This window comes from Streptomyces sp. LHD-70 (genome assembly GCF_031157275.1).
Lineage (GTDB): Bacteria > Actinomycetota > Actinomycetes > Streptomycetales > Streptomycetaceae > Streptomyces.
Genome location: NZ_JAVIFW010000002.1, coordinates 348,458 through 373,149, shown reverse-complemented (window position 1 = coordinate 373,149; position 24,692 = coordinate 348,458). Strand labels below are relative to the sequence as shown.

Here is a 24,692-nt window from a genome sequence, read left to right as displayed (position 1 = left end):
CGGGGAGCCGCGCATGCCGAGCCTGCCGTCGAACGCACCCCTCGAGGACCTGCTGCGTGGACACACGCCGCAGGTCCTCGGCGCGCTCGTGCGGCGGTACGGGCACTTCGACCTCGCCGAGGAGGCCGTACAGGAAGCCTTGCTCGCCGCCGCCGAGCAGTGGCCGCGGCAGGGGCCGCCCGACAACCCGCGCGGCTGGCTGATCCGGGTCGCGTCCCGGCGCCTCACGGACCTGCTGCGCAGCGAGGAGGCGCGCCGCCGACGGGAGGAGACCGCCGCCGCGCTCACGCCGCGCGACGCCTTCACCGCGCCCGCGCCCGGTGAGAGCCGCGCGCCCTCCGAGGACGACACGCTCACCCTGCTCTTCCTCTGCTGCCACCCCGAACTCACCCCGCCCGCACAGGTCGCGCTGACCCTGCGGGCCGTCGGCGGGCTCACCACGGCCGAGATTGCCCGCGCGCATCTGGTGCCCGAGGCGACGATGGCGCAGCGCATCAGCCGGGCGAAGCAGAAGGTCAGGGGCGTACGGTTCCGGCAGCCGAGCGGCGAGGACCGGGACGAGCGGCTCGCGGCCGTGCTGCAGGTGCTCTACCTGATCTTCAACGAGGGCTACACGGCCACCTCGGGCGCCGACCTGCACCGCGCGGACCTCGCGCGCGAGGCGATCCGGCTGACCAGGGCGGTGCGTCGGCTGCTGCCCACGGACGGCGCGGTGACCGGGCTGCTCGCGCTGATGCTGCTCACGGAGGCGCGCACGCCGGCGCGCACCGGGCCGCACGGCGAGCTGGTCCCGCTGGACGAGCAGGACCGTACGCGCTGGGACCGTGCGACGATCACCGAAGGCCTGCGCCTTGTCGAGGAGGCCCTGGCCCAACCGCCGGTCGGCGCCTACCAGTTGCAGGCCGCGATCGCCGCGCTGCACGACGAGGCGGAGCGCGCCGACGCCACGGACTGGCCGCAGATCCTCGCCCTCTACGAACTCCTCGTGCAGCGCGCCCCGGAGCCGATGGCCCGGCTCGGCCGCACGGTCGCCGTCGCGATGGTGCACGGCCCGGACGCTGGGCTGCGGGAACTCTGCGCTCTGGAGGGGGCGTTGGGCGACCACCACCGGCTGCACGCCGTGCGCGCCCACCTCCTGGAGCGCGCGGGCGACCGGGAGGGCGCGCGCGACGCCTTCGCGCTCGCGGCCCGCCGCACGCTCAGCGCCCCCGAAATGCGCTACCTACGCGCGCGTGCGGCGCGGCTGGGGGAGCGGGACGCGGACTGATCAGCGCGTACCGGCCGCCCCCGCCGCCGCCAGACACTCCCGCAGCGACCGCGCCATCCGCGCCACGAACGCCTCCCGCACCTCGGGCGCCGTCAGATCGAGCGAGAGATACGGATTGAGGTCCTCCAGCTCCACGAGCAGCAGTTGGCCGTCCGGAGCGCGGCAGGCGTCGACGCGCTGGATGCCGTGGTCGAGGGTGTTCCACGCGATGAACCGCCGGGCGAACTCCAGGTCGGCGGAGGTGGGTTCGTACGACCGGAGCTGCCAGCGCTCGCCGCTGTCGGGGGTGCGCAGGGCGTACTGGTACTCGTCGTCGACGAAGTAGAAGGACACCTCGTACGAGAACGGGATCCGCGGCTGGACGAGCAGCCCCGGGCCGGTGTCGTCGAGGGACCGGGAGAGCTCGGCGCGCGGGACGACCCGCAGGCCGATGGAATCCGCCCCGAGCGCGGGCTTCACGACGTACTCGGCCGCAGCGGGCAGACGGTCGAGGTGCGCGGCCCGGTCGACGGTCGGGATCACCGGGAACCCGGCGGCGGTGAGGTCGAGCAGGTACTGCTTGCCCGCCATGTCGGCCCGGCCGGTCAACGGGTTGTAGACGACTGCCCCGGAGGCGAGCGCGCTCCTCCTGAACTCCTCGTACGCGTCGGCGTAGTTGAGGACGGGCCCGCTGTTGCGTACGACCACGAGATCGAAGGAGTCCAGGAGCGCGGCGGCGTCCACGGGGTGACAGAGCGCCACCTCGAACCCGAAGCCGGCGCGCAGCCGCGAACTCAGAAAGATGTCCTCGTCGCAGTACCGCCGCCCCCGCGCCTCGTACGCGAGGTCGGTGACGTAGAGGAGGCGTGGGCGGGGGGCGAGGGGGCTCATCGGTCTCCTGCAGTGTGTGGGCAGCGGACGGGCAAGGTGCGGGCAGCGGACGGGCCACGATATCTGCGTGGCGCACGTACATCCCGTGCCGCCCGGAACCACTCCGCCTACCCGCGCAGCCAGGCCGAGGCGTCCAGACCGAAGGAGTCGGCCGGGGTGACCTCGCGCAGGGCGCCCTCCAGTTCGCCGAGGCGGCGCTCGCCGAGGGCCGCGGCCCAGTCCGCGCGCAGTTCGTCGAAGATCGCCGCGGAGCGGGCCAGGGCATCGCGGCCGCGCGCGGTGAGGCGGACCAGCTTGCGGCGAGCGTCGGCGGGGTCGTCGGAGCGTTCCGCGTAGCCGAGTTCGACCAGTCGGTCGACGGTCTTGCCGGCTGCCTGCTTGCTCACGCCGAGGCGCCGGCCGACCTCGCTGGTGCTCGCCGCGTCCGGACCGAGCCCGATGGCCTGCAGGGCGAAGCCGTGAGCGGGACGGATGCCGGGGTGGCCCTGGCGGGCGAGTTCGGCGTGCAGCTTGTCTATGAGCGTGCGGAAGCCGGCGAAGAGCAGCAGGGGCAGCTCGAACCCCGGGGTCCCGCCTCCGCTGCGCTTGCCAGGATCGACAACCTGCTTTACTTTATTTTCGTCAATCACGTTGTCGATTCTAGGGGGAAGTCATGGAATTCGCGTCGCCTGACGTCGCGTTCGTGGAGCACACCGTCGAGTCCGCGCCGGTCGGCTCCCGGCCTGCCCTGCACCGGATCGAGCGCGACCTCGGACACGTCCCGCCCGTGGCGGGCCGCCTCGCCGAGTCACCCCAACTCCTTGACGGATTCCAGCGGTTGAGCAGCGCGTTCGAGCAGTCCACGCTCGCCCCGATGGCCCGGGAGACCGTCATCATGGCCGTCGCCGTACGCAACGACTGCCAAGTCTGCGTGGCCATGCACACCGCGAAGCTGGCCGCGCTCGGCGCCCCGCAGGGGATGGCCGACGCCCTGTGCGGGCAGCGCCCGCTCGACGACGAACGCCTCGAATCCGTACGCCGGTTCACCCTCGCCGTACTGGCCTCGGCCGGTGCGGTCTCCGAGGCGGAGCTCTCGGACTTCCTCGCTCACGGCCACACTCGCCGCAACGCCCTGGAGGTCGTCCTCGGCATCGGCACGTACACGATGTCGACTTTCGCCAACCGACTGGTGGGCTGAGGGCGGACCGCAGGGTCCGGACAACGCAGAACACCCGGCTCCGCGCGGATGCCGGGTGTTCTGTGTGACGCGATGCGTGTGGCGAAACGCGAAGGTCAGGCCTTCTTCGTCTCCAAGTAACGGGCCGGGTCGGTGACCTGCGGGGATCTTCTCTGTAGGTCGCTGACCTGGCCTTTTGGTGATTGGTGACGTTGGGGTGAGACGGTCTTGAGTGGGTGGCTTGCGGACTGTGTGCGGACCGGTGGCCATGCCTGGGACAGTGCTCCGATCGGTCAGCAGGAGCCCCGTACCGTGAGGAACGCTTACACGAGGAGGCGACATGCAGATCGGGGAGCTGTCCGAGCGCACTGGTGCGAGCCGTCGTTCCATTCGCTACTACGAACAGCAGGGCCTGCTGGAGGCGGACCGGACCCAGAAGGGCTGGCGCGAGTACGACGAGCGTGCCGTGAACCGGGTCTTGAACGTCAGAGAGTTGCTCGGCGCCGGGCTCACTGCGGAGGACATCCGGGTCGTGGCGCCATGTCTGGACATGAAGACCGAAGAGTTCCTGGCGTGTGACGGCAGCCCGGACGAGGTTCTGGCCATGTACGAGCAGCGGCTCGCCGTGGTGGAGGCCAAGGCGGCGGAGCTGCAGCGGCACCGTGCCGAACTCGTGGCGCACATCGCCCGTCTACGCGCCGGAGCTGCGGACACGGAGGGCTTCGCGGAGCTCCTGCGCTCTAGTGCTTGACCCTGACACCGGTGTCACTACCTAGCGTGCGGACGACGCATCGCGTTCCACGGAGGTAGTAGACCGATGAGAAGTGCTGCCCTGCCGGGCTGGCTGTACATCCTGTTCCTGACACTGCTGGCCACGGCCACCGACGAGTTCGTCATCGCGGGTGTGCTGCCCGCCGTCGCGGACGACCTGGGGGTGAGCGTCGCCGCTGCAGGGCAGTTGGTGACGGTGTTCGCCGTGGTCTACGCGGTCGGCGCGCCCACACTGTCCGTGGTGAGCGAACGCTTCCCGAAGCGGACGGTGCTGATCGTAGGGCTTTCGCTGTTCGTCGTGGCCAACGTGGCGGCAGCGCTCGCGCCCGGGTACTGGACTCTGATGGTCGCGCGCGTTCTTGCGGCACTGTGCGCGGCCGTGGTGGCCTCAGCGGCTTTCACTACCGCGGCCGCTGGTGCGCCGGAGGGCGCGCAGGGCCGGTACCTCGGTGTGGTGACGGCCGGGATGACCGCCGCGCTGTTCAGCGGGGTACCGCTGGGCTCGTGGCTGGGCGGAGCCTTCGGCTGGCGTGCGACGTTCTGGCTGATCGCCGCCGTCGGAGCGGTCGCGGCGTTCGGTCTGCTGGCCACGGCACCTGCCGTGCCCGGCGGGGGCCCGGCACCGCTGCGCGAGCGCCTCGACCCTTTGCGAGATCGTTCCGTGCTGCGTTTGGTGGCCGTGACGTTCTTGGCGGCGAGTGGTGGGCTGATGTTCTACACCTACCTCGGTCCGTACACAGCCGAGGTGGCGGATGGCTCGTACGGCCTGCTGTCGTTCGTTCTGTTCCTCGTCGGCGCCGCCGGCCTGGTCGGGGCGCTGCTCTCGGGGAAGGCGGCGGACTCCTGGGGGCCGCAGCGGAGCCTGCGCCGTGTCCTTGCCGGGCACGCGATCGCGTTGGCCTTGGCCGCCGGGATCGTCTTCAGCGGTTTCGGCAACCGGTATGTGCTGACCGCCGTAATCGCCTGCTGGGCTGTCTTCGCCTGGGCTCTGACGCCCCCGGTACAGGGCAGCATTCTGGCCGCCGCTGGCCCAGCTGCCGGGATGACCGCCCTGTCCCTGAACATCTCCGGCCTCTACCTGGGCACAGGCGTTGCTGCCGCGGTGGGTGGTGCGGTCGTCGGTACGCTCGGCGTTCCGTTCGTCCCGGTGGCCGCAGCCGCTCTGATGGCGCTCTCTTTCCTGCTGGCTCCGAAGGATTCGCGCCGGCTGAAGACGGAGGCGAAGTCGGCTGACCCCACCTCCGCTCGTGTCTGAGACCGCATTGCCGAAGCTCCCTGTTACGGCCGCGCGAGTTCGATCTCGATGGCCAGGGCGCCGAGCGCCTCCTTCTCCGGCCCGTAGATGCTGCGGATGTTGGTGAGCTGATCGTCTCGGCCGGAGCTGGGGTTGACGTTGGAGGGGCCCTCGCCGTCCAGGAGTTCTTCGAAGGTCTTGTACTCGGTGACGCGGAGGACGTTCACGTCGCAGGTCTCCTCGGTGCCCTTGATGCGGAAGCGGATGCTGTCGCCGGCGGCTAGGTCTTCGAGGTGCGGGTACTTCACCCGCACCTCGATGGTCTTGGTGCCTGCGGCCACGAGGTCGAAGTACTTGCGGTAGAGGTGGAGTTCATGGACGCGGGCGGTGGTGTCGGTCATGGTGCGGGGATGCTCCTGGCTGCTGGGGCGTTCATCATGCGGCCGATCTCGGCGGCGGAGTACGAACGGAAGAAGTGCCGCGGGTCGGAGAGCAGGGTCTCGGTCAGGGCGAGCAGTCGGTCGGCGTACTCGGGCAACGAGCCGGGCCACTGCCGGGTGTCGAGCATCCAGTCGGCAGCGCCGTCCGGCAAGGGGGCTCGGCCCTCGCGGATCAGGGACTTGGACAGCTTGGCACCGGTGTCCGTGACGACCTGCGGGCAGAAGAGGCGAGCCGGGAGTTGGGCGCGGGTGAGGCCGACGGCCTGGTGGGCCTCGTCGACGAGGTGGGAGCCGAAGACCCAGTCGCCGCCCTTGATCATGACGTGCAGGGCGCTATGCGGTGGGCCGACGGTGGCCAATTCCTTGACCAGGTTGCGGTACAGGGTGGCCAGGTCGAGGTAAGGGCCTTCGGTGGGGGTGATGCGGACGTCGTACGGGCCGTGGTGGAGGCAGACGGCGTTGACTACCGCTGCTTCTGGGGCCGCGAGACTGACCTGCGTGCGCTCGGCGTACTTCTCCGCCCAGCCGCATCCGGGGCTCGGGCAGGGGACGCGGACGTGTGGTGTCCCGGTGGACGGGGCCAGCCACCAGCGGGCGGCGTCGATGCGAGGGAGGAGTCGTAACCAGGTTCGGCGAAAGTGCTCGCCGGCCTGCTGCTGGGTGTACGTCTCGACGCGGAACGGGATGCCTGTGCGTCGCGACAGCATCGCGAGCAGAGGTCCGTAGAGCCCGTCGACCAAGGCGGCCAGGGCCTGCTCGCCGAGGGCCTGGGCGTAGGTGCGCTGGTAGCGGTGGCCGGTTGCCGGGTCTGTGGTCAGGTCGTAGGGCGCGTTGTCGAGCGCCCCGAAGAGAACTTCCGCGGGCAGGCTGAAGCGGTTCCGGAGGCGGGCTGCCACGGCGAAGGCGAGGGACTGTACGAGCGAGGTGCCGATGTGCGGGGCACCGTTGATCTGCGTGCCGACGACCAGCACCAGGTTCTCGGGCGGGGCGGCGAGGATGCGTGGGGCGAGTACGTCCTCGGCATGGGTGAGAGCGTTGGCCAGCACGGTGTTCGGGGAGACGGGCATGAAGGTCATGGGGAACTCCCTGGCTTCGGAGGGGACTTCATTCGGCTAGGGCGCGAGGGCGTTCGTGGCACGCGGGGTGGGTGCGGGCGTCGGTTGGCCGTCACTGGTGCTGTGCCGGAACGTCGCCCAGACACCCTTGCCAGGACCATGTCGGGCCGTTACTCCCCAGGCGTCGGCCAGGGCCGCCACGAGGAGTAGGCCGCGGCCGTGATCGTCGGCCTCTTGGGCAGGGCGCGGTGCCGGGGTGCCGTCTCCGCCGTCCTCTACGTCAAGCAGCACGTGCGAGCTGTGGAGTTCGAGGCGTACGAGGATCAGCCCGTCCGCGACCGGCGCATGCAGCAGCGCATTGGTGACCAACTCGGATACGCACAGGCGGATGTCGCCGAGGCGTTGCACGTGGTCCCACCGGGTGAGCACCTCCGCGACGAACCTTCGAGCGGCGGGCACATTGGCCTTGCGCCGGGTGAATTGTCTGGAGTGGCGTTCGACGGCGGCGCTCAGGGGCCGTTGGTTCTTGTCCGCTTCGAGTTGTTTCGTCTCGTCGCATGTTCTGCTGGGCATGCCAACAGTCAACCGTCGTAGCTCATTTGGGTCGGGAGCCAGCGCGGGGGCCAATCAGGGGGCCACGATGGGGGCCACAGTTCGTACACCGCGAGGAGTCGGGATGGGTGAAACCGGCATCGGCGCCTTGCTCGTTCAGCTGCGGAGCGGGCGCGGTTGGACCCAGCAGCAGGTCGCCGATGAGTGCAACGCCCTGGAGGGTCGCGCCGCGAAGACAGGAAAGGAGATCGGGCGTTACGAGCGTGAGGTTCGCATCCCGGTCCCGTACACCCGGCGATTTCTCGCTCTTGTCTTTGACGTCGATGTCGCCCTGCTCGACCGGGCCGTCGCAGTCAGCAAGAGAAAAGCCAGTGGAGTGGAAGCAGCTGGTGCCCCGGAGAATCGTGAGCCGTGGTCGCCGGCCCCGCGCTCCGCGGCCGACGAGACCCCCGCAGACGCCTCGTCGTCAGCTGAGTTCGCTCGATTCATCGCCCAGCGCAACGCGGACGAGTTTGTGGTCGAACAGCTCGAAGCCGACGTAGCCCGGCTGGCGCGCGCCTACGTCAGTCACCCGTTGATGGAGCTGTACGTCGAGATCCGGCAGTTACGCGATGGGGTGTTCAACCTCCTGCGTGGGCGGCAGCGCCCGAAGCAGACGAGCGACTTGTACGTATCAGCCTCCCGGCTCTGCGGCCTGTCTGCCCATGTCTGTCTGGACCTCGGCCATTACGACTCGGCGGCCACCCACGCCCGGACGGCTCGGGCGTGTGCCGAGGCTGCTGGGCATGAGGGATTGCTCGCGTGGGTGCGGGCTGTGGAGTCGTTGATCGCCTACTGGACCGGTCGGTACGAACAGGCGGCACGCCTGGCGCAAGCCGGCCGCCAGCACCGGGCGGGTGGCAGCATCGGAGCGCGCCTGGCCAGTCTGGAGGCAAGAGCGCTCGCCATCGCAGGTGACGGGCAAGGGGCGGGCGCTGCATTGGCTGATGCCGAGCGTGCCCGCGAGCGGGAGCAGGTGGCAGACGAGGCCCCAGGCGTGTTCGCCTTCCCGATGGCTAAACAGTTCGCGTACGCCGGGACGACGCACCTGGCCCTCGGAGGACGTGAGCACGTTCAGCAAGCAATCGCCAGTGCTGACAAGGCAGTTTGCCTCTACCGGAATGCGGAGACCGACGACCAGTCGGTGGGCGACCTCTTCGCCGCACATGTCGACCTCGCGCGTGGCCAGCTGCTCCTTGCCGACATCGACGGCGCCGAGGCCATGCTCCGGTTCGTGTTTGAGGCACCGCCCGGGAGGCTCTCTGCCAGCATCATCCGGCGACTTGTCGATCTCAGCCGCGAGCTGAACAGTCCGCAGTACGGTGGAGCCGCGCAGGCCACGCAGCTGCGCGAGCGACTCCAGCACACGGCCGTTCTCGCGGCCACGCCCGCCGCCTGTCCACCGGAGCTGCCGAAGTGACCGACCTCTCCGCCGCCCACGACGCCGCTGTGACCGATCGCGACCGCCTCGCCGGGAGCGCCTACAACGGTGACCGGGACCTCGCCGCCCGGCAGTCCCTCTACCAGTGGCAGCGACCCCGCTACGACCTGCCTGGCATTGTCACGGAGCACCTGAGCGCTGTGCACGGACGGGTCGTCGATGTCGGCTGCGGGAACGGCAAGTTCATCAAGCGTCTGCACCGAGACCGACCCGATCTGGAACTTCTGGGCCTGGACATCGCGCCCGGCATCCTCGCCGACGTGCCCGGCGGGGCTGCCGTGGCGGATGTGGCAAGGCTCCCGTTGCCGTCGGCGAGCGCCGACGCCGCTCTAGCGATGCACATGCTCTACCACGCCTCGGACATCCCGCAGGCAGTCCGTGAGCTGTCTCGCGTCGTCACTGATCACGGCCTGCTGATTGCCTCCACCAACAGCGACCGCGACAAGGCCGAGCTGGACGAGCTGTGGGTACGGGCGGCCGGTGACGTCCTGGGCACCGACCGGGGGCCGGCTCGGATCTCGCTCAGCGCCCGGTTCTCCCTGGAAAAGGCGCCGGCCTTCCTCGGCGAGGAGTTCGGCCGCGTCGAGACGACCGAACTACCCGGCACCATCACGGTCACCGATCCCGACCCCGTGGTCGCACACATGGCCTCGTACCAAGCATGGGCGGACCAGCACGACGTGCCCTTCGAGTCCACGATCGCGCGGGCTCGCACCCTCCTGGAGGAACACATCGCCCGACACGGGGCGTTCGAGATCCACTGTCTTGGCGGCATTCTCGTGTGCCGTCGCCACTGAGAGGCCGGGCCGGTCAGGCCGTCTCCATCGCACACCCGCGACCTGGAGGCCAGTCGCTGTGGGTCGCCCAGACCTCGACGTACGGGCCCCGGCCCACACCGTCGACCGCGAACCCGCACCAGCCACCGCGGCGGCGAACTCATCCGGGTCCCAACCGTGTTCCACCGTCGGCCGTCGGGTTCGTCGAGCCAGCCCGTGCTGCCAGTGGCCTTGAGGCGCACGTACATCGCCCCCAGGGCGCAGGAGTTCGGCGAACTGGCCGAGCACGTCCACTGCGTCCGCCGTGTCGAGGTGGACGAGTGACGCGGAGGCCCAGATCCCATCGGAGACAGCCCGTCGGCCACCCCCCCCACAACGCAGAACACCCGGCTCCGCGCGGATGCCGGGTGTTCTGTGTGACGCGATGTGCGTGACGAAACGCGAAGGTCAGGCCTTCTTCGTCTCCCAGAAGATCTTGTCGATCTGGGCGATGTAGTCCAGCGCCTTCTGGCCCGTGGCCGGGTCCGACGAGCCCTTGGCGGCCGAGAGGGCCTTGAGGGTGTCGTTGACCAGCTGGTGCAGCTCCGGGTACTTCTCGAAGTGCGGGGGCTTGAAGTAGTCGCTCCAGAGCACCGACACGTGGTGCTTGGCGAGCTCCGCGCGCTGCTCCTTGATGCCGATGGCGCGCGTCTGGAACTGCGCGTCGTCGTTGCCGGCCATCTTCTCCTGGACGGCCTTGACCGACTCCGCCTCGATGCGGGCCTGGGCCGGGTCGTACACACCGCAGGGCAGGTCGCAGTGAGCGCTGACCTTCACCTTGGGGGCAAACAGGCGGGAGAGCATTGAGCTGTCCTTCCTCGTGATCGTCTTCTCAGGGGGGACATTACTCCGTGAGGGAGGGGATTTCGCGAGGGGCCCAGGGGCTGGGACAAAAGTCCCGGGTGGAACCGGGACCCGGGACGGATGCGAACGGCAGACTGGTGACATCCGTTGACAGGCGTGAGAACGGCAGGCGTCAGAACGACAGGCGTGAGAACGGCAGGCGTCAGAACGACAGGCGTCAGAACGGCACGCGTGAGAACGGCACGCGTGAGAACGGCGCGCGTGAGAACGACGGGCGAGAGGTGCGGAATGCGGGAGCAGGGCAGCGAGCCGGGACGGGCCGGTCAGGCGCGGGCGCCGTTCGGTGTGGCCGAGGTGCACGGGCCGTCGATGGTGCCCACCCTGCGCCACGGCGACCAGCTGCTCGTCCGGTACGGGGCGCGGGTCCGGCCGGGTGACGTCGTCGTCCTGCGCCACCCGTTCCAGCAGGACCTGCTCGTCGTGAAGCGGGCCGTCGAGCGCCGTGAGGCCGGTTGGTGGGTGCTCGGCGACAACTCCTTTGCGGGCGGGGACAGTACGGACTACGGCACCGTGCCCGAGGAGCTGGTCCTCGCCCGCGTCGTGGGCCGGTTCAGGCCGCGCTCGGAGGGGCAGCGCTCGCCGTTGCGTGCGGTGCTCTGGGCGCTGTCCGCCGTACGTCCGGTGCTGTGCGACCGGTCGGCCTCCTCGCGCTTGCGGGCCCGGTAGGCGGCGACGTTGGCGCGGGTCGCGCAGCGGTCCGAGCAGTAGCGCCGGGAGCGGTTGGTGGACGTGTCCAGGTAGGCGTTGCGGCAGGGCGTCGCCTCGCAGATGCCGAGGCGCTCCACCCCGTGCTCGGTGAGGTGGAAGGCGAGGCCCATGGAGGCGATGGCGGCGTAGCCCGCGGTCGCGTTCGAGGGATGGTCGGCGAGGTGCATGTGCCACAGCGGCCGGTTTCCCCCAAGCTCTCGGCTCCGCTCGAGCAGGGAGGTGCCCCCATCATCCCTGTGGCCGTGCCCGGAGATCTGCGGGCTGACCGGGAATTCGAGCAGCAGCGAGTTGAGCAGGTCGACGGCGAGGGTCTCGTCGCCGCCGTCCGCCGCCTCGAAGACCGCGCGAAGCCGGGCCCGTACGGACCGGAACCGGGTCACGTCGGCGTCGGTGGCGCGGCGGGCCGCCGTGGAACCCGGCCCGAACAGCTCGCGGACCGCCTCGACGGAGGTGAGGGAGTCCTTGTTCCGGGCCGGCTCCTCACTGTTGACGAGGCGCACGGCGTAGTCCGAGTAATAGGCCAGTTCCACTTGTAGTCCTTACTGGGGCGGGCTATCGTCGACCTCAGCCGAGGTAATGGGCGCTGCTGCGTCCAGGGTATTACGTACTCGTGATTTCGTACGGGAGGGTTCCATGACCGAGACCAGCACCGGCACCACGGCGGGCGTCGCCGACTGGCAAGCCTGGCAGACGAGCTGGGACCGGCAGCAGGAGTGGTACATGCCGGACCGCGAGGAGCGGTTCCGCGTCATGCTCGACCTGGTGGAGGCCCTCGTCGGCCCGCAACCGCGCGTGCTCGACCTCGCCTGCGGCACGGGCAGCATCACGGACCGGCTGCTTGGGCGGTTCCCGGACGCGGTCAGCACGGGCGTCGACCTCGACCCGGCGCTGCTCGCCATCGCCGAGGGCACCTTCGCCGGGGACGACCGCGTCACCTTCGTCCCCGCCGACCTCAAGGACCCGGACTGGCGCGCGAAGCTGCCGTACGACGCGTACGACGCGGTCCTCACCGCCACCGCGCTGCACTGGCTGCACAGCGAACCGCTCGCCGTGCTCTACGGCCAGGTCGCCGAACTTGTCCGGGACGGCGGGGTGTTCATGAACGCCGACCACATGCCCGACCCGTCCACCCCGCGCATCAACGCCGCCGACCGCGCCCAGCGGCACGCGCGCCAGGACCGGGCCAAGGCCGCGGGCGCCCTGGACTGGGCGGACTGGTGGCAGCTGGCGGCCAAGGACCCGGCGCTCGCCGAGCCGACCGCGCGGCGGTTCGAGATCTACGGCGAGCACGCCGACGGCGACACCCCGCCCGCCGAGTGGCACGCGCGCGTGCTGCGCGAGAAGGGCTTCGCCGAGGCGCGTACGGTCTGGGCCTCGCCGTCGGACGCGCTGGTGCTTGCCGTGAAGTAGCCCGAGCATGCGAGGAGGGCGGTACGAACCTTCCGTACCGCCCTCCTCGTATTCAACTGCCTTGCGTTACAGCACCTTGGACAGGAACGACTTCGTCCGCTCGTGCTGCGGATCCGTCAGGACGTCCCTCGGGTTGCCGGACTCGACGACGACGCCGCCGTCCATGAAGACCAGGCTGTCGCCGACCTCGCGGGCGAAGCCCATCTCGTGCGTGACGACGATCATCGTCATGCCGGACTCCGCGAGGTCACGCATGACGTCGAGGACGTCGCCGACCAGCTCGGGGTCGAGCGCCGAGGTCGGCTCGTCGAAGAGCATCAACTTCGGTTCCATGGCGAGCGCGCGGGCGATCGCCACGCGCTGCTGCTGGCCGCCGGAGAGCTGCGAGGGGTAGTTGCCCGCCTTGTCGGCGAGGCCCACGCGCTCCAGGAGGGAGCCGGCGCGCTCGCGGGCCGCGGACTTCGACTCGCCCTTGACCTGGACCGGCGCCTCCATGACGTTCTCGAGGGCCGTCATGTGCGGGAACAGGTTGAAGCGCTGGAAGACCATGCCGATGTCCCGGCGCTTCAGGGCGACCTCGCTGTCCTTGAGCTCGTGGAGCTTGTCGCCCTTCTGCCGGTAGCCGACCAGCTCGCCGTCCACGTAGAGCCGCCCGGCGTTGACCTTCTCCAGGTGGTTGATGCAGCGCAGGAACGTCGACTTGCCGGAGCCGGACGGGCCGATCAGGCAGAAGACCTCGCCCTGCTTGACCTCGAGGTCGATGCCCTTGAGGACCTCTACGTGCCCGAAGGACTTGTGCACGTTCTCGGCCTTGACCATGGCGTTCATCGGGCGACCTCCGGACGGCGCAGCGACAGCATGTTGGCCTTGACCTTCTGCCAGGGCGTCGGCGGGAGCTGGCGGGACGAGCCGCGGGCGTAGTAGCGCTCCAGGTAGTACTGGCCGACGCTCAGGATCGAGGTCATGATCAGGTACCAGGCCGCGGCGAGGAACAGCACCTCGACCGTGGCGCCCGAACTCTGGCCGATGTCCTGGGCGTTGCGCAGCAGCTCGTAGTACTGGACGGCGGCCACCAGGGACGTCGTCTTCAGCATGTTGATGACTTCGTTGCCCGTCGGCGGGACGATCACGCGCATAGCCTGCGGGAGCACCACACGGCGCAGCGTCTTGGAGTGGCTCATGCCGAGCGCGTGCGCCGCCTCGGTCTGGCCCTCGTCGACGGCGAGCAGTCCGGCGCGGCAGATCTCCGCCATGTACGCGGCCTCGTTGAGGCCGAGTCCGAGCAGCGCCGTCAGGAACGGCGTCATGAAGTCGGACCACTCGTCCTTGTAGACCGGGCCGAGGTTGATGTACTCGAAGACGAAGCCCAGGTTGAACCAGACGAACAGCTGGACCAGGACCGGGGTGCCGCGGAAGAACCAGATGTAGAACCAGGCGATGGACGACGTCACCGGGTTCTTGGAGAGCCGCATCACCGCGAGCAGGATGCCGCCGGCCACGCCGATCACCATCGAGAGCACGGTCAGGAGCAGGGTCTCCCGCATGCCGCCGAGGATGCGGGAGTCGAAGAAGTACTCGGGGATCGCGTCCCAGTTGATCTCACCCTGGGCGAACGCGAAGACGATCGCGCCGAGCGCCGCGAGGGTGATGAGTGCCGAGAGATAGCGGCCGTAGTGCCGCACCGGCACGGCCTTGATGGCCTGCGGGGCCTGCGGAGGGGTGTCCTCCGGGCCCTTCTTGTCGATGTCCACAGTCACGAGTTGCCTTTCACCGATGCCCTTACCGACGACACGAGGTCGTCACTTGCCGCCGTTGACCTTGGCCTCGGTGACGGCGCCGGCCTCGACGCCCCACTTCGAGATGATCTTTTCGTACTCGCCGTTCTTGATGATGGCGTCGAGCGCGGCCTTGATGGCGTCCCGCAGTTCGGGGTTGTTCTTCGGTACGGCGATGCCGTACGGAGCCGCGTCGACCTGCTCGCCGACCAGCTCGAAGTCCTTGCCGCCGCCGGAGGTCTTCACGGCGAACGCGGCGACCGGGAAGTCGGAGGAGCCGGCGTCGGCGCCGCCGGAGCGCAGCCGGGTCTGGGCCTGCTGGTCGTTGTCGAAGGCCTCGATGGCGATCTTCTTGCCGCCCTTGCACTTCTTGGACTCGGCCTGGGCCAGGTCGTGCGAGACGGTGCCGCGCTGCAGGACGACCTTCTTTCCGCACAGGTCGGCCCAGGTCTCGATGCCCTGGGTCTCGCCCTTCTTGGTGTAGATCGAGACGCCCGCGTTGAAGTAGTCGACGAAGTCGACGCCCTCGCCGACCTTCTTGCCGGTGTCCGAGTCGACGCCGTTCTGGCGGTCCTTGGTGTCCGTCATGGCGGACATGGCGATGTTGTACCGCTTGGAGCGCAGACCGCCCAGGAGGGTGTCGAACGTGCCGTTCTCGAAGCTGAACTCGACGCCGAGCTGCTCACCGAGCGCCTCGGCGATGTCCAGGTCGATGCCGACGACCTTGCCGTCCTTGTCTTTGTACTCCACCGGCGGGTACGCGATGTCGGAGCCGACCTTGACGACGCCGGCGTCCTTGATGCTCTGCGGGAGCTTGTCGGCGAGCGGGGCGCTCTCGCTGCTCCGGGCGCGCTGGGCCGCGTCGGTCTGGTCGCCGCAGCCGGCCAGGAGCAGGGTGCCCGCGACCGCGATGGCGCCGACCGCGAGTATTCGTGACCTGCCTGCGGCCGTGCGACAAGTGGTGCTTGCGGTCATGTGTGGTTCCTCCGGCGGATGAGGGAGCTGCCGTGCGATGAGGCCGGTCCGCACGCGGCTTCGAGTGCCTCGACCTCGGGTGATTGACGCATCTTGCCATTCGGACGCACGGCTTCAGGGGGTCGGCGATGTCAAAATCGGATAACGGGTGCCGGATAGCGGGCGGTCGGGTGAGCGATCCGTGCAATGCGGGGAACGCGGCGTAATCGCCGAACAAGGCGGTGAACAGTCGCTAACTGCCCATCTCCGGCGAATCTCGCCATGTGGACAGTTGTTTCCGGGTAATCAGTGTGCGCCTTGTGTGCTTATCGGGCGAGTTGGGTCTGCCGGACGAGCGGACGGCCGGTGCCTTGTCCGTACGGCGTCGGGGGTGCGGGGAACGTCGCAGGTGGGAAGCGTGCGGGGCAATTTCCGGTGGCCGCCCGATGAACGATGATCGTTCGTTTGGCGGGTGGGCAAAAGGGCCTTACCGGTCAGTGACCAATGCCGCTCGCCGGGCCGTGCGGTCTTCAGGTAAAAAGGGCTGTTACACCCCTCATCCGGGGCTCAGGGCGCGTGTGCGGCGCGCCCGCGCGTGCGTACCTCCCCTTGCGGAGGCGGGCCAACCGCCGAAGCAAGTCACGGACGCGGTGCCCGCCCACCCCTAAACCAGGAGTGGTCACCCTCAACGAATAAGACTTAAGGGGTCAGACAAAAGTGGCAGCGGAGATCGTCAACCCTCGCAGCGACGCCGGTGCGGAGGGCGCGGAAGAGCCCTTCGATCCCGCGTTCGCGCTGCACCGTGGCGGCAAGATGGCCGTCCAGGCCACCGTGCCTGTGCGTGACAAGGACGACCTGTCCCTCGCGTACACGCCCGGCGTGGCCAAGGTGTGCAGCGCCATCGCCGAGCAGCCCGAGCTCGTCCACGACTACACGTGGAAGTCCAACGTCGTCGCCGTCGTCACCGACGGCACCGCCGTGCTCGGACTCGGCGACATCGGTCCGGAAGCCTCCCTCCCCGTGATGGAGGGCAAGGCCATTCTGTTCAAGCAGTTCGGCGGCGTGGACGCCGTCCCGATCGCCCTCCAGACCACCAGCGTCGACGAGATCGTCGACACCGTGGTCCGGCTCGCCCCGTCCTTCGGCGGTGTGAACCTGGAGGACATCTCGGCGCCGCGCTGCTTCGAGATCGAGGACCGCCTCAAGGAGGCCCTCGACATTCCCGTCTTCCATGACGACCAGCACGGCACGGCGGTCGTCACCCTCGCCGCGCTGCGCAACGCCGCGAAGCTCACGGACCGGACCCTCGGCGACCTGCGCGCCGTGATCTCCGGTGCGGGCGCGGCCGGCGTCGCCATCGCCAAGTTCCTCCTGGAGGCGGGCATCGGCGACGTGGCGGTGGCCGACCGCAAGGGCGTCGTCAGCAAGGACCGGGAGGACCTCACCCCGGTCAAGCGCGAGCTCGCGGAGATCAGCAACAAGGCGGGCCTGTCCGGCCCCTTGGAGGCGGCGCTCGCGGGCGCGGACGTCTTCATCGGCGTCTCGGGCGGTACGGTCCCGGAGCCCGCGGTGGCGTCCATGGCGGAGAACTCCTTCGTGTTCGCCATGGCCAACCCGAACCCCGAGGTGCACCCCGACATCGCGCACAAGTACGCGGCGGTCGTGGCCACCGGGCGCTCGGACTACCCGAACCAGATCAACAACGTGCTCGCGTTCCCCGGCATCTTCGCCGGTGCGCTGCAGGTGCGCGCCTCGCAGATCACCGAGGGCATGAAGATCGCGGCGGCCGACGCGCTCGCCGAGGTCGTCGGTGACGATCTGTCCGCGGAGTACGTGATCCCGTCGCCGTTCGACGAGCGGGTGGCCCCGGCGGTCACCGCGGCCGTCGCGGCCGCGGCCCGTGCGGAGGGCGTCGCGCGCCGCTGAACCCGGCGTACGAGCCCTGACGGGCTGAACTGTTGAAAGGGCCCCGCCGACAGGCGGGGCCCTTTCACGTGCCCCGAGGCGGACGTCCGCAGCGCCGTCCACAGCGCAAGTTGTCCATACAAGTCCAACAGAAAGATTCGCGGAAGCTCTTCCCGAGGTTCACGTGCGGCTGATGTGATTCCGGCGCCAACTCCCCCTATTACCAGGAGGCGTGCGTGAATCTGGTCGTCAACGGCGACGCCGAGGCCGGTCCCGGCGGCACCGCTGAACCTGTGCCCACCGTCACCGGCTGGAAGGTCGTCCAGGGCGCCCCCGCGCTCATCGACTACAGCCTGGGCGGCGGCTATCCCACCCCGGCCGACCCCGGCCCCGAGCGGCGCGGCAGCCGCTTCTTCTCCGGCGGCGACTCACCCCGTACCGCCCTGCTCCAGGACGTCGCACTGCCCGCGCAGGGCGCCACCGGGCGGGCCGCCGTGGACGCGGGCCGGGTGCGGTACGCCGTGACCGGCTGGCTCGGCGGCTACGCGGCGCAGGAGGACGGCGTACGCCTCTCCGTGGAGTTCCGCGACAGCCGGGGCACCCCGCTCGCCCTGAGCGTCCTCGGACCGGTCACCGCGGCCGAACGCGGCGGGAGGACCGGCCTGGTCGAGCGGACCGCCGAGGCCGCGGTGCCGCCGGGTGCGCGCACCGCACGCGTCCTGCTCGTCTTCACCCGCACCGGAAGCGGAACCTCCAACGACGGTTACGCGGACGCCCTTTCCCTCACCCTGAGCGCCACCGGAGGCCGCCGATGACCGTCAACCGCCGCGATCTCCTCAAGGCCGCCGGAGTCGCGGGCGCGCTCGGCGCCCTCTGGCCGCTGAGTGTCGGCCTCACCCCGGCGCAGGCCCGCGAGGCCGCCGAGCAGCTGGGCGCCCGTTACGACCCGGCGCCGTTCACGCTCGGCGTGGCCTCCGGGGATCCGCAGCCGTCGAGCGTGGTGCTCTGGACCAGACTCGCGCCCGAGCCGTTCGCCGCCGAGCAGCCGCTGCCCGAGGTGGTCGAGGTCGAGTGGACCGTCGCCGCCGACCCGGAGCTCAGCCGCGTGGTCGCCCGCGGCAAGGCACCGGCCTCGGCGACGCTCGGGCACAGCGTCCACATACCCGTGACGGGCCTGTCCGCGAACCGGCACTACTGGTACGCGTTCAAGGCCCTCGGCAGGACCAGCCGCGTCGGCCGCACCCGTACCGCTCCGCTCGGAAAAGTCTCGAAGGTCCGGTTCGCGGCCCTCAACTGCCAGGCGTTCCACGACGGTTACTACGCGGCGCACCGCGCGGTCGCCCGCGAGGACATCGACTTCGTGGTCCACCTCGGCGACTACATCTACGAGCACGGCCAGGTCGGCGGCGTCCCCGAGGAGCACGTCCGCGACCACGACGGCCCCGAGGTCCTCACCCTCGCCGACTACCGCAGGCGCCACGCCCTCTACAAGGGCGACCCGTCCCTGCGCGAGGCGCACGCCGCCCACCCGTGGTTCCTCACCTGGGACGATCACGAGGTCGTCAACGACTACAGCGGTACGGGCGGCGGGGCGCCGTTCATGCAGCGGCGGGCGGCCGCGTACCAGGCCTGGTTCGAGCACATGCCGCACCGCGACAGCTTCGGCGGCTCGGCGCTGCCGGACCCGGAGATCCACCGCGTACGCACGTGGGGCGATCTGCTCGAACTCACGGTGCTCGATCTGCGCTCGTACCGCTCCGCGCAGAACCTGCCCGACGGGACGATCCTCGGCGCGGAACAGAAGTCCTGGCTCAAGCAGGGCATCGACCGGGCGCCGGACGCCTGGCACGTCTGGGCCAACTCGATCATGCTGAGCCAGCTGCGCGGCCGGCCCGGCGGCTCGTACATGTTCACCGACCAGTGGGACGGCTTCCTCGCCGAGCGCAAGGAGGTGCTCGGGCACGTCCACGCGAGCGGTCTGGAGGACCTGGTCGTCATCACCGGCGACTGGCACTCGGCGTTCGTGGACGACGTCCGCGTGGACTTCGACGACACCGAATCGCCGCTCGTGGGTACGGAGTTCACGGCGCACTCGGTGACGTCCGGCGCGTACTCCGCCGACTGGAACGAGACCAACGGCCCCCTGATGGGCAAGGCCAACCCGCACCTCAAGTACTTCGAGGGCAACCGCTACGGCTACGACGTGTACGAGGTGACGCCGGAGCGCTTCTCCGCCCATATGCGGGTGATCGGCGACCGCCGCGACCCGAAGTCGCCGGTCAGCACGCTGACCAGCTTCCATGTGGACCGGGGCGAGGTCGGCTCGTACGAGGACGAGGGGACCAAGGGGTCGCCGGCGCAGTACCGGCGAGACGCGTAATCGGTCGCGGGTGCGGGGTGTCACATCCGGCTACGGTTCCGTGGCACCCGTACCCGCAATAGCCTCAGCGCCATGTTCGCTGCATACGCCGCCCGTATCGACCGTGACCAGCCGCTCAGTGGCCTTGAGTTGGGGGAGCGTCCTGCCCCCGGGGAGCGCCCCGGCTGGACGACCGTCAACGTCAGGGCCGCCTCCCTCAACCACCACGACCTCTGGTCCCTGCGGGGCGTCGGCCTCGGGGAGGACAAGCTTCCGATGATCCTCGGCTGTGACGCCGCCGGGGTCGACGCCGAGGGCAACGAGGTCGTGCTGCACTCCGTCATCGGCCAGTCCGGGCACGGCGTCGGCCCGGACGAGCCCCGCTCGATCCTGACCGAGCGCTACCAGGGCACGTTCGCCGAGCAGGTCTCCGTACCGACCTGGAACGTCCTGCCGAAGCCCAAGGAGCTCAGCTTCGCCGAGGCCGCCTGTCTGCCGACGGCCTGGCTGACCGCGTACCGCATGCTGTTCACCAACGCCGGGGTGCGGCCCGGGGACTCGGTGCTCGTGCAGGGCGCGGGCGGCGGTGTCGCGACGGCCGCGATCGTCCTCGGCAAGGCGGCGGGCCTGAAGGTCTTCGCCACCAGCCGCGACGAGGCCAAGCGCAAGCGGGCGCTGGAGCTCGGTGCAGTGGAGGCCGTGGAGTCGGGCGCCCGGCTGCCGCAGCGCGTGGACGCGGTGATCGAGACGGTCGGCGCGGCCACCTGGTCGCACTCCGTGAAGTCCCTGAAGCCCGGCGGCACGCTGGTGATCTCCGGCGCGACCAGCGGCGACCGGCCCTCGCACGCCGAGCTGACCCGGATCTTCTTCCTGGAGCTGAAGGTCGTCGGCTCCACGATGGGCTCCAAGGACGAGCTGGAGGACCTGCTCGCGTTCTGCGCCAACACCGGCATCCGGCCGGTCATCGACGAGGAGCTTCCCCTGGACCGGGCCCGCGAGGGCTTCGAGCGGCTGGCGGAGGGCGGGCAGTTCGGCAAGATCGTGCTGACGGTCTGAGCCTTCCCGGGGCCCGGTCGGCGCGCGCGTGCGTGCGCGCCGACCGGGCCTTTCTCGTATGTGCACGTACGTGCTGGTACGTGGATGTACGTGGATGTGTCAATCGAGGTTGACAGGTCGAGGTGTGTCAACGTAAGTTGACGTCATGACCGAGGCAACGGATCTCGCCGAGCGAGCCGGAGATCGTGACCCGCGCATCGGGCTGCGGGCGGTCGCCGCACTGCGGCGGCTGCTCGAACAGCTCGAGTCCGTCCAGGTGCGCAGCGCCCGGAACCAGGGCTGGTCGTGGCAGGAGATCGCCGCCGAGCTGGGCGTCAGCAGGCAGGCCGTGCACAAGAAGTACGGGAGGCAGTGATGTTCGAGCGGTTCACGCAAGGGGCGAGGGACGTCGTGGAGGGCGCGGTCGGCCACGCCGAACGGGCCGACGCCCCCACGGTCACCGCGGAGCACCTGCTCCTTGCCCTCCTCGACGCCGAGGGTACGAAGGCGGCGTACGCGCTGGCCGAGCTCGGCGTCGTCGAGCGGCGTTCCGCGGTCGTCGCCGCGCTCGCCGAGGCGCGACGACGCGGGGGAGTGTCCGAGGCGGACGAGGCGGCCCTTGCCGGGCTCGGCATCGATGTCGGCGCGATCGTCTCGCGCGTCGAAGAGGCCCATGGGGAGGGGGCGTTGGGGCGTACGCGCACGAAGCGTCGCCGCTTCACCGGGCACCGTCCGTTCGACCGGGAGTCCAAGGGGGTTCTGGAGCAGTCGCTGCGGGTCGCGATCGGTCGCGGGGACCGGACCATCGGCGACGAGCACCTGCTGCTGGCCCTGGCCGTCCGGCCGGGGGTTGTGCGGGATGTGCTGGGGGCGTACGGGGGTTCTTACGATGCGGTGGTGCGGGTGTTGGGGGGCGGTTGATTCTTCCCCTACCCACCCCTTCCCGAAAGTCCTGCCGGACGGGCCTCCTCAATCGCCGGAGGGGCTCAAATTGAGCCCCTCCGGCGATTGAGGAGCGGGGCCGGGGGCGGAGCCCCCTGGGGGTTCCCCGGGGTGCCTCAGCCCCCGTCCGCCCCCCGCAGCACCGCCCCGATATGTGCCGCCGCGGCGGACAAGTGGCGGCGGGCGTCGCGGAGTTGGGACTCCGTCACGCCGTTGTCGCGGGCAGCGTCCCGGATGTCGTCGCGGAAGCGGTCCAGGAGACGGTCCAGGTCGCGGGCCGGATCGCCGGTGGATTCCTCGCGTACCCACGCCGGTTCGGCGGGTTCCGCTGGCGTGGCAGAGCCCGCGGCAGCGCCCTGCTTGCCGAAGCGCCCGAACTCCTTGGTGATCTCGGCCAGGCCCTCCCGCAGCCCCGTGGGCCAGTCCCCGCGCGCGAAGTGGTCCTGCACCTGGTCCTGTACGCGCTTCGCGATCCGCTGGACCTCGTCGCGCGCCTCGTCCTCGGCCTCCTTGGCCTGGCGGCGGGCGCGCTGGGCCTCATCGCGGGCGCGGCGCGACTCGTCCTTGGCGCGGCGGGCCTGCTCCTTCCACTCCTGCCTGGCCCGACGCAGCTCCTCCTTCGCGGCCCGCCAGGCCTCGCTGTCGCCGAACGAGCCCTCCCCGTCGTCGGCCTTGCCGCCCGCCCCGCCGGACGCCGTGCCGCGCCGGGTCTCGCTCGCCGCCGCCCGCATCTCGCGCCGCAGGTCACCGGCGGCACCGCGGACGTCGTCCCGGATCTCGGCGGCGAGCTCGGCGACCGACGCGCGGATCTCCAGCTCCAGGTCGGCCAACTCGCCGCTGCGGTCGGCCAGTTCGGCCCGGCCCGCGTCGGTGATCGAGTAGACCTTGCGGCCGCCCTCGGTGGTGTGCGTGACCAGGCCCTCGGCCTCCAGCTTGGCCAGGCGCGGGTAGACGGTGCCCGCCGAGGGCGCGTACAGGCCCTGGAAGCGCTCCTCCAGGAGCCGGATCACCTCGTAGCCGTGGCGCGGCGCCTCGTCGAGGAGTCCCAGGAGGTAGAGGCGCAGGCGGCCGTGGGCGAAGACGGGGGGCATGTCAGAGCACCTTCCCGGTCGTGCTGTCACCGGCGGGCGGGGTGTCCGCCGGGGGCGTGTCCGTAGGAGGATTGTTCCCGTCCGCTTGTGGGGCCGATGCGTCGGGGGTGGGGCCCTCGCCGTGTGTCTCGTGTGTCTCGTGTGGCTCGCGCGCCTCGTGCGTCTCGTACGTCTCGTGCGTCTCGTACGCGTCCGGCTGCGGGCGGCGCAGCAGGGCGATGGCGCCGGAGACCGTGGTGGCCTTGAGCGTGCCCGTGCCGGCACCGAGGCGGCCGGTGATCTTCTTCGTGCCCCACCCGCCGCCGACCCGCAGGTCCTCGAACGCGTTGGAGACCGTGCCACTCGTCGTGTCCGCCTCCACGACCGCGTCCGCCGGGTGCGGGAGCCGGATCGCGATCTCGCCGGAGACGCTCGACAGCCGTACGTCGGGGGCGCGGTCCGAGCCGTCCAGGTCCACGATCATGTCGCCGCTGACGGACTCCGCCCGTACGGACGCGCCCGCCGCGACGACGGTCAGGTCCCCGGAGACCGAGCTGAACTTCAAGTCGCCCGTCACGCCCTGCACTTCGACGGTGCCGCTCACCGTCTCCGCGTGCACATCGCCTGACAGTCCGGCCAGCGTGGTCTCGCCGTGGACGCCCCGGACGGCGGTGCGGCCCTCGACGCCGGAGACCATGGCGGTCGCGCCGACCGTGCCGACCTCGACGTCCGTGCCCGACGGCACCACGAGCGAGACCACGGCGTGCCGCCGCCAGGCCTTGCGGTCCAGCCACTTGAGGAAGCCCTTCCAGGGCAGGTCGTCGTACGCGACGGTGAGTGTCGTGCCCTCCCGGGTCACCCGCAGCGGCGGTCCGTCGATCTCGGAGACCTCCAGGCGGGCCGCGCTCTCCTCCGTACCGACCACGTTCACCGCGCCGCGCGCGATGCGGACGCGCACCGAGCTCACCGGTTCGTCGAAGCTGAACTTCCGCGGCTCGGCGATCTCCCAGCTGGACTCCGCCATGGTTGCCTCCCTCGGCCGGTGCGCCTGACGCGCCATATCGCGTTCTCTCGTACAACACGATATATCGCGGACGGGTGACGTCAAGGGGGCCGGGCTCCCATCTGGTTGGCGCACCAGGGCTCTGGTTGGCACACCAGGGCCAAGGCGGCCACATTGCCCTAGCGTGGATCTGTGCCGACCCCGCGCGAACCCGATTCCGACGTTGCTTCCGCCGGTGCGCTGCTGTTCTGCCGCGCCGCACCCGCTGACGTCCGCCCCGTCGCCGGTCTCCTGCGCGAACGCGTCCACCTCGCGCCGGCCGGACCGGAGTGGAGCGTCCTCGTCCCCGACGGCACGCCGTGGACCCGGGCGGGTGAGCCCGTCGACCGCGTCCTCGCGGGCTGGGCGACCGCCCTCGCCGTCGGCGCACCCTGGCCGGTGCTCGCGCTCTGGTGGGACCCGGACCGCAGCGGCTACCTCCTCGCCTCGGGCTTCCGCCGCGGCGTCGGCTACGTATGGCTGGCCGACGGCACCCCCGTCGGTGAGGACGAGGCGATGCGGACCTTCGCCGCCCGGCTCGGCCTCGACCCCGTCCTCGACGTGCAGTCCCTCGAACCGCTCACCCGGGCCGACCCGGCGGCCGACGCCGACGACCGGCTGCGCGTACTGCTCGCGATCCTCACCCGCGCCGGACTCACCGCGCCCAGGGGCCTCACCCCGGGCGCGAGCGCGGCGTCCCTGAGCGCGGCGGCCCGCGCGCTCCCGGACGCCGAGGCGGTGGAGTGGCCCGGCCGACGCGAAACCGTACGCGCCGAACCCGCCCCCGAGGGCGGCAGCCTGACGGCCCGCGCCCTGGCCGCGGCCCACCTCGCGGCGGGCCTCCCGCTCACGCTCTGGGGTCTACGGCGCCACAGCGCGGCCTTGACGGCGGTTGGTGCGGTGCTCCTCGTCCACGGTGCGCTCGGTCTCGTACGGGAACTCCGGCGCCCACTCGACTGACCGGGCACTGCTCGCCCTGGTCGCCTTA

Annotated in this window: 26 protein-coding genes and 1 pseudogene; 15 read left to right on the top strand and 12 right to left on the bottom strand. The window is 70.5% G+C overall.

The genetic code is table 11. The annotated features are described in order from the left end of the window. The first annotated feature begins 13 nt into the window (after positions 1–13). Positions 14–1,267 (top strand): sigma-70 family RNA polymerase sigma factor, encoded by a 1,254-nt coding sequence (locus tag RCO28_RS06660; protein ID WP_308940022.1) that lies wholly within the window; start codon positions 14–16, stop codon positions 1,265–1,267. Here the strand turns inward: RCO28_RS06660 and RCO28_RS06655 are convergent, their stop codons facing one another. After that, positions 1,268–2,137, bottom strand: a complete 870-nt coding sequence (locus RCO28_RS06655) for a hypothetical protein (protein WP_308940021.1) — start codon at positions 2,135–2,137, stop codon at positions 1,268–1,270. Positions 2,138–2,244: 107 nt separating this feature from the next. Continuing rightward, the gene (locus RCO28_RS06650; RefSeq protein WP_308940298.1) at positions 2,245–2,775 is read right to left on the bottom strand and encodes a MarR family winged helix-turn-helix transcriptional regulator; all 531 of its coding nucleotides are present in this window, start codon (positions 2,773–2,775) and stop codon (positions 2,245–2,247) included. Between the two features lie 14 nt (positions 2,776–2,789). On the opposite strand from RCO28_RS06650, the gene RCO28_RS06645 reads away from it, so the two are divergent. From RCO28_RS06645 to RCO28_RS06635, 3 genes are all read left to right on the top strand, one after another. Further along, positions 2,790–3,314, top strand: coding sequence for a carboxymuconolactone decarboxylase family protein (locus tag RCO28_RS06645; RefSeq protein WP_308940020.1), 525 nt, complete (start codon positions 2,790–2,792; stop codon positions 3,312–3,314). Between the two features lie 319 nt (positions 3,315–3,633). Next, positions 3,634–4,044: a MerR family transcriptional regulator gene (locus RCO28_RS06640; RefSeq protein WP_308940019.1), complete on the top strand. Its 411-nt coding sequence runs from the start codon at positions 3,634–3,636 to the stop codon at positions 4,042–4,044. Positions 4,045–4,110: 66 nt separating this feature from the next. Continuing rightward, on the top strand, positions 4,111–5,319 hold the full coding sequence (locus RCO28_RS06635; protein ID WP_308940018.1) for an MFS transporter: 1,209 nt from the start codon (positions 4,111–4,113) through the stop codon (positions 5,317–5,319). A 23-nt stretch (positions 5,320–5,342) separates the two neighbouring features. On the opposite strand, the gene RCO28_RS06630 is transcribed toward RCO28_RS06635, so the two are convergent. Genes RCO28_RS06630 through RCO28_RS06620 form a run of 3 tightly spaced genes read right to left on the bottom strand, consistent with a single transcriptional unit; the run spans position 5,343 to position 7,366 of the window. Next, the gene (locus RCO28_RS06630; protein WP_308940017.1) at positions 5,343–5,699 is read right to left on the bottom strand and encodes an ASCH domain-containing protein; all 357 of its coding nucleotides are present in this window, start codon (positions 5,697–5,699) and stop codon (positions 5,343–5,345) included. Beyond that, positions 5,696–6,814 carry a hypothetical protein gene (locus RCO28_RS06625; protein WP_308940016.1) on the bottom strand — a complete coding sequence of 373 codons (1,119 nt, stop codon included), beginning with the start codon at positions 6,812–6,814 and terminating at the stop codon, positions 5,696–5,698. The genes RCO28_RS06630 and RCO28_RS06625 overlap by 4 nt, the downstream gene beginning before the upstream one ends. A 36-nt stretch (positions 6,815–6,850) precedes the next feature. Next, positions 6,851–7,366, bottom strand: coding sequence for an ATP-binding protein (locus RCO28_RS06620; RefSeq protein ID WP_308940015.1), 516 nt, complete (start codon positions 7,364–7,366; stop codon positions 6,851–6,853). Positions 7,367–7,469: 103 nt separating this feature from the next. Here RCO28_RS06620 and RCO28_RS06615 point away from each other — a divergent pair, with 103 nt between their 5' ends. Further along, positions 7,470–8,804, top strand: a complete 1,335-nt coding sequence (locus RCO28_RS06615; RefSeq protein ID WP_308940014.1) for an XRE family transcriptional regulator — start codon at positions 7,470–7,472, stop codon at positions 8,802–8,804. Next, the gene (locus RCO28_RS06610) at positions 8,801–9,622 is read left to right on the top strand and encodes a class I SAM-dependent methyltransferase (protein WP_308940013.1); all 822 of its coding nucleotides are present in this window, start codon (positions 8,801–8,803) and stop codon (positions 9,620–9,622) included. Before RCO28_RS06615 ends, RCO28_RS06610 begins: the two co-directional genes overlap by 4 nt. A 426-nt stretch (positions 9,623–10,048) precedes the next feature. On the opposite strand, the gene sodN is transcribed toward RCO28_RS06610, so the two are convergent. Beyond that, a complete protein-coding gene (gene sodN / locus RCO28_RS06605; protein ID WP_190081992.1) occupies positions 10,049–10,444 on the bottom strand; it encodes a superoxide dismutase, Ni in 396 nt (131 codons plus the stop codon). Positions 10,445–10,732: 288 nt separating this feature from the next. On the opposite strand from sodN, the pseudogene sodX reads away from it, so the two are divergent. Next, a pseudogene (gene sodX, locus RCO28_RS06600) lies at positions 10,733–10,987 on the top strand (nickel-type superoxide dismutase maturation protease); the annotation flags it as partial. Between the two features lie 17 nt (positions 10,988–11,004). On the opposite strand, the gene RCO28_RS06595 reads toward sodX, so the two are convergent. Continuing rightward, complete coding sequence (locus tag RCO28_RS06595) at positions 11,005–11,742, bottom strand: CGNR zinc finger domain-containing protein (RefSeq protein ID WP_308940012.1); 738 nt, start codon at positions 11,740–11,742, stop codon at positions 11,005–11,007. 103 nt (positions 11,743–11,845) lie between these two features. Here RCO28_RS06595 and RCO28_RS06590 point away from each other — a divergent pair, with 103 nt between their 5' ends. Further along, entirely contained in the window at positions 11,846–12,622 is a 777-nt protein-coding gene (locus RCO28_RS06590; RefSeq protein ID WP_308940011.1) for a class I SAM-dependent methyltransferase, read from the top strand. Positions 12,623–12,688: 66 nt separating this feature from the next. On the opposite strand, the gene RCO28_RS06585 is transcribed toward RCO28_RS06590, so the two are convergent. From RCO28_RS06585 to RCO28_RS06575, 3 genes are read right to left on the bottom strand one after another with little or no spacing between them, the layout of a single operon-like run. Then, on the bottom strand, positions 12,689–13,450 hold the full coding sequence (locus RCO28_RS06585; protein ID WP_308940010.1) for an amino acid ABC transporter ATP-binding protein: 762 nt from the start codon (positions 13,448–13,450) through the stop codon (positions 12,689–12,691). Then, positions 13,447–14,379 carry an amino acid ABC transporter permease gene (locus RCO28_RS06580; RefSeq protein WP_308940009.1) on the bottom strand — a complete coding sequence of 311 codons (933 nt, stop codon included), beginning with the start codon at positions 14,377–14,379 and terminating at the stop codon, positions 13,447–13,449. Before RCO28_RS06580 ends, RCO28_RS06585 begins: the two co-directional genes overlap by 4 nt. Positions 14,380–14,421: 42 nt before the next feature. After that, a complete protein-coding gene (locus RCO28_RS06575) occupies positions 14,422–15,372 on the bottom strand; it encodes an ABC transporter substrate-binding protein (RefSeq protein WP_308940008.1) in 951 nt (316 codons plus the stop codon). Positions 15,373–16,068: 696 nt separating this feature from the next. On the opposite strand from RCO28_RS06575, the gene RCO28_RS06570 reads away from it, so the two are divergent. The 6 genes from RCO28_RS06570 to RCO28_RS06545 all read left to right on the top strand — a co-directional run bounded on the left by RCO28_RS06570 (position 16,069) and on the right by RCO28_RS06545 (position 21,571). After that, on the top strand, positions 16,069–17,277 hold the full coding sequence (locus RCO28_RS06570) for an NADP-dependent malic enzyme (protein WP_308940007.1): 1,209 nt from the start codon (positions 16,069–16,071) through the stop codon (positions 17,275–17,277). A gap of 215 nt (positions 17,278–17,492) precedes the next feature. Continuing rightward, positions 17,493–18,071: a phosphoesterase gene (locus RCO28_RS06565; RefSeq protein WP_308940006.1), complete on the top strand. Its 579-nt coding sequence runs from the start codon at positions 17,493–17,495 to the stop codon at positions 18,069–18,071. Beyond that, on the top strand, positions 18,068–19,636 hold the full coding sequence (locus RCO28_RS06560; RefSeq protein ID WP_308940005.1) for an alkaline phosphatase D family protein: 1,569 nt from the start codon (positions 18,068–18,070) through the stop codon (positions 19,634–19,636). The genes RCO28_RS06565 and RCO28_RS06560 overlap by 4 nt, the downstream gene beginning before the upstream one ends. Before the next feature lie 72 nt (positions 19,637–19,708). Beyond that, on the top strand, positions 19,709–20,671 hold the full coding sequence (locus RCO28_RS06555) for a zinc-binding dehydrogenase (RefSeq protein WP_308940004.1): 963 nt from the start codon (positions 19,709–19,711) through the stop codon (positions 20,669–20,671). A gap of 145 nt (positions 20,672–20,816) precedes the next feature. Next, positions 20,817–21,026 (top strand): helix-turn-helix domain-containing protein, encoded by a 210-nt coding sequence (locus RCO28_RS06550; RefSeq protein ID WP_308940003.1) that lies wholly within the window; start codon positions 20,817–20,819, stop codon positions 21,024–21,026. Next, the gene (locus tag RCO28_RS06545) at positions 21,026–21,571 is read left to right on the top strand and encodes a Clp protease N-terminal domain-containing protein (RefSeq protein WP_308940002.1); all 546 of its coding nucleotides are present in this window, start codon (positions 21,026–21,028) and stop codon (positions 21,569–21,571) included. Before RCO28_RS06550 ends, RCO28_RS06545 begins: the two co-directional genes overlap by 1 nt. Positions 21,572–21,708: 137 nt before the next feature. On the opposite strand, the gene RCO28_RS06540 is transcribed toward RCO28_RS06545, so the two are convergent. Beyond that, on the bottom strand, positions 21,709–22,683 hold the full coding sequence (locus RCO28_RS06540) for a helix-turn-helix transcriptional regulator (protein ID WP_308940001.1): 975 nt from the start codon (positions 22,681–22,683) through the stop codon (positions 21,709–21,711). Between the two features lies 1 nt (position 22,684). Further along, the gene (locus tag RCO28_RS06535) at positions 22,685–23,686 is read right to left on the bottom strand and encodes a DUF4097 family beta strand repeat-containing protein (protein ID WP_308940000.1); all 1,002 of its coding nucleotides are present in this window, start codon (positions 23,684–23,686) and stop codon (positions 22,685–22,687) included. A gap of 171 nt (positions 23,687–23,857) precedes the next feature. Between RCO28_RS06535 and RCO28_RS06530 the strand changes: the two genes are divergently transcribed. Next, positions 23,858–24,664, top strand: coding sequence for a hypothetical protein (locus RCO28_RS06530; RefSeq protein ID WP_308939999.1), 807 nt, complete (start codon positions 23,858–23,860; stop codon positions 24,662–24,664). Positions 24,665–24,692: the final 28 nt, after the last annotated feature.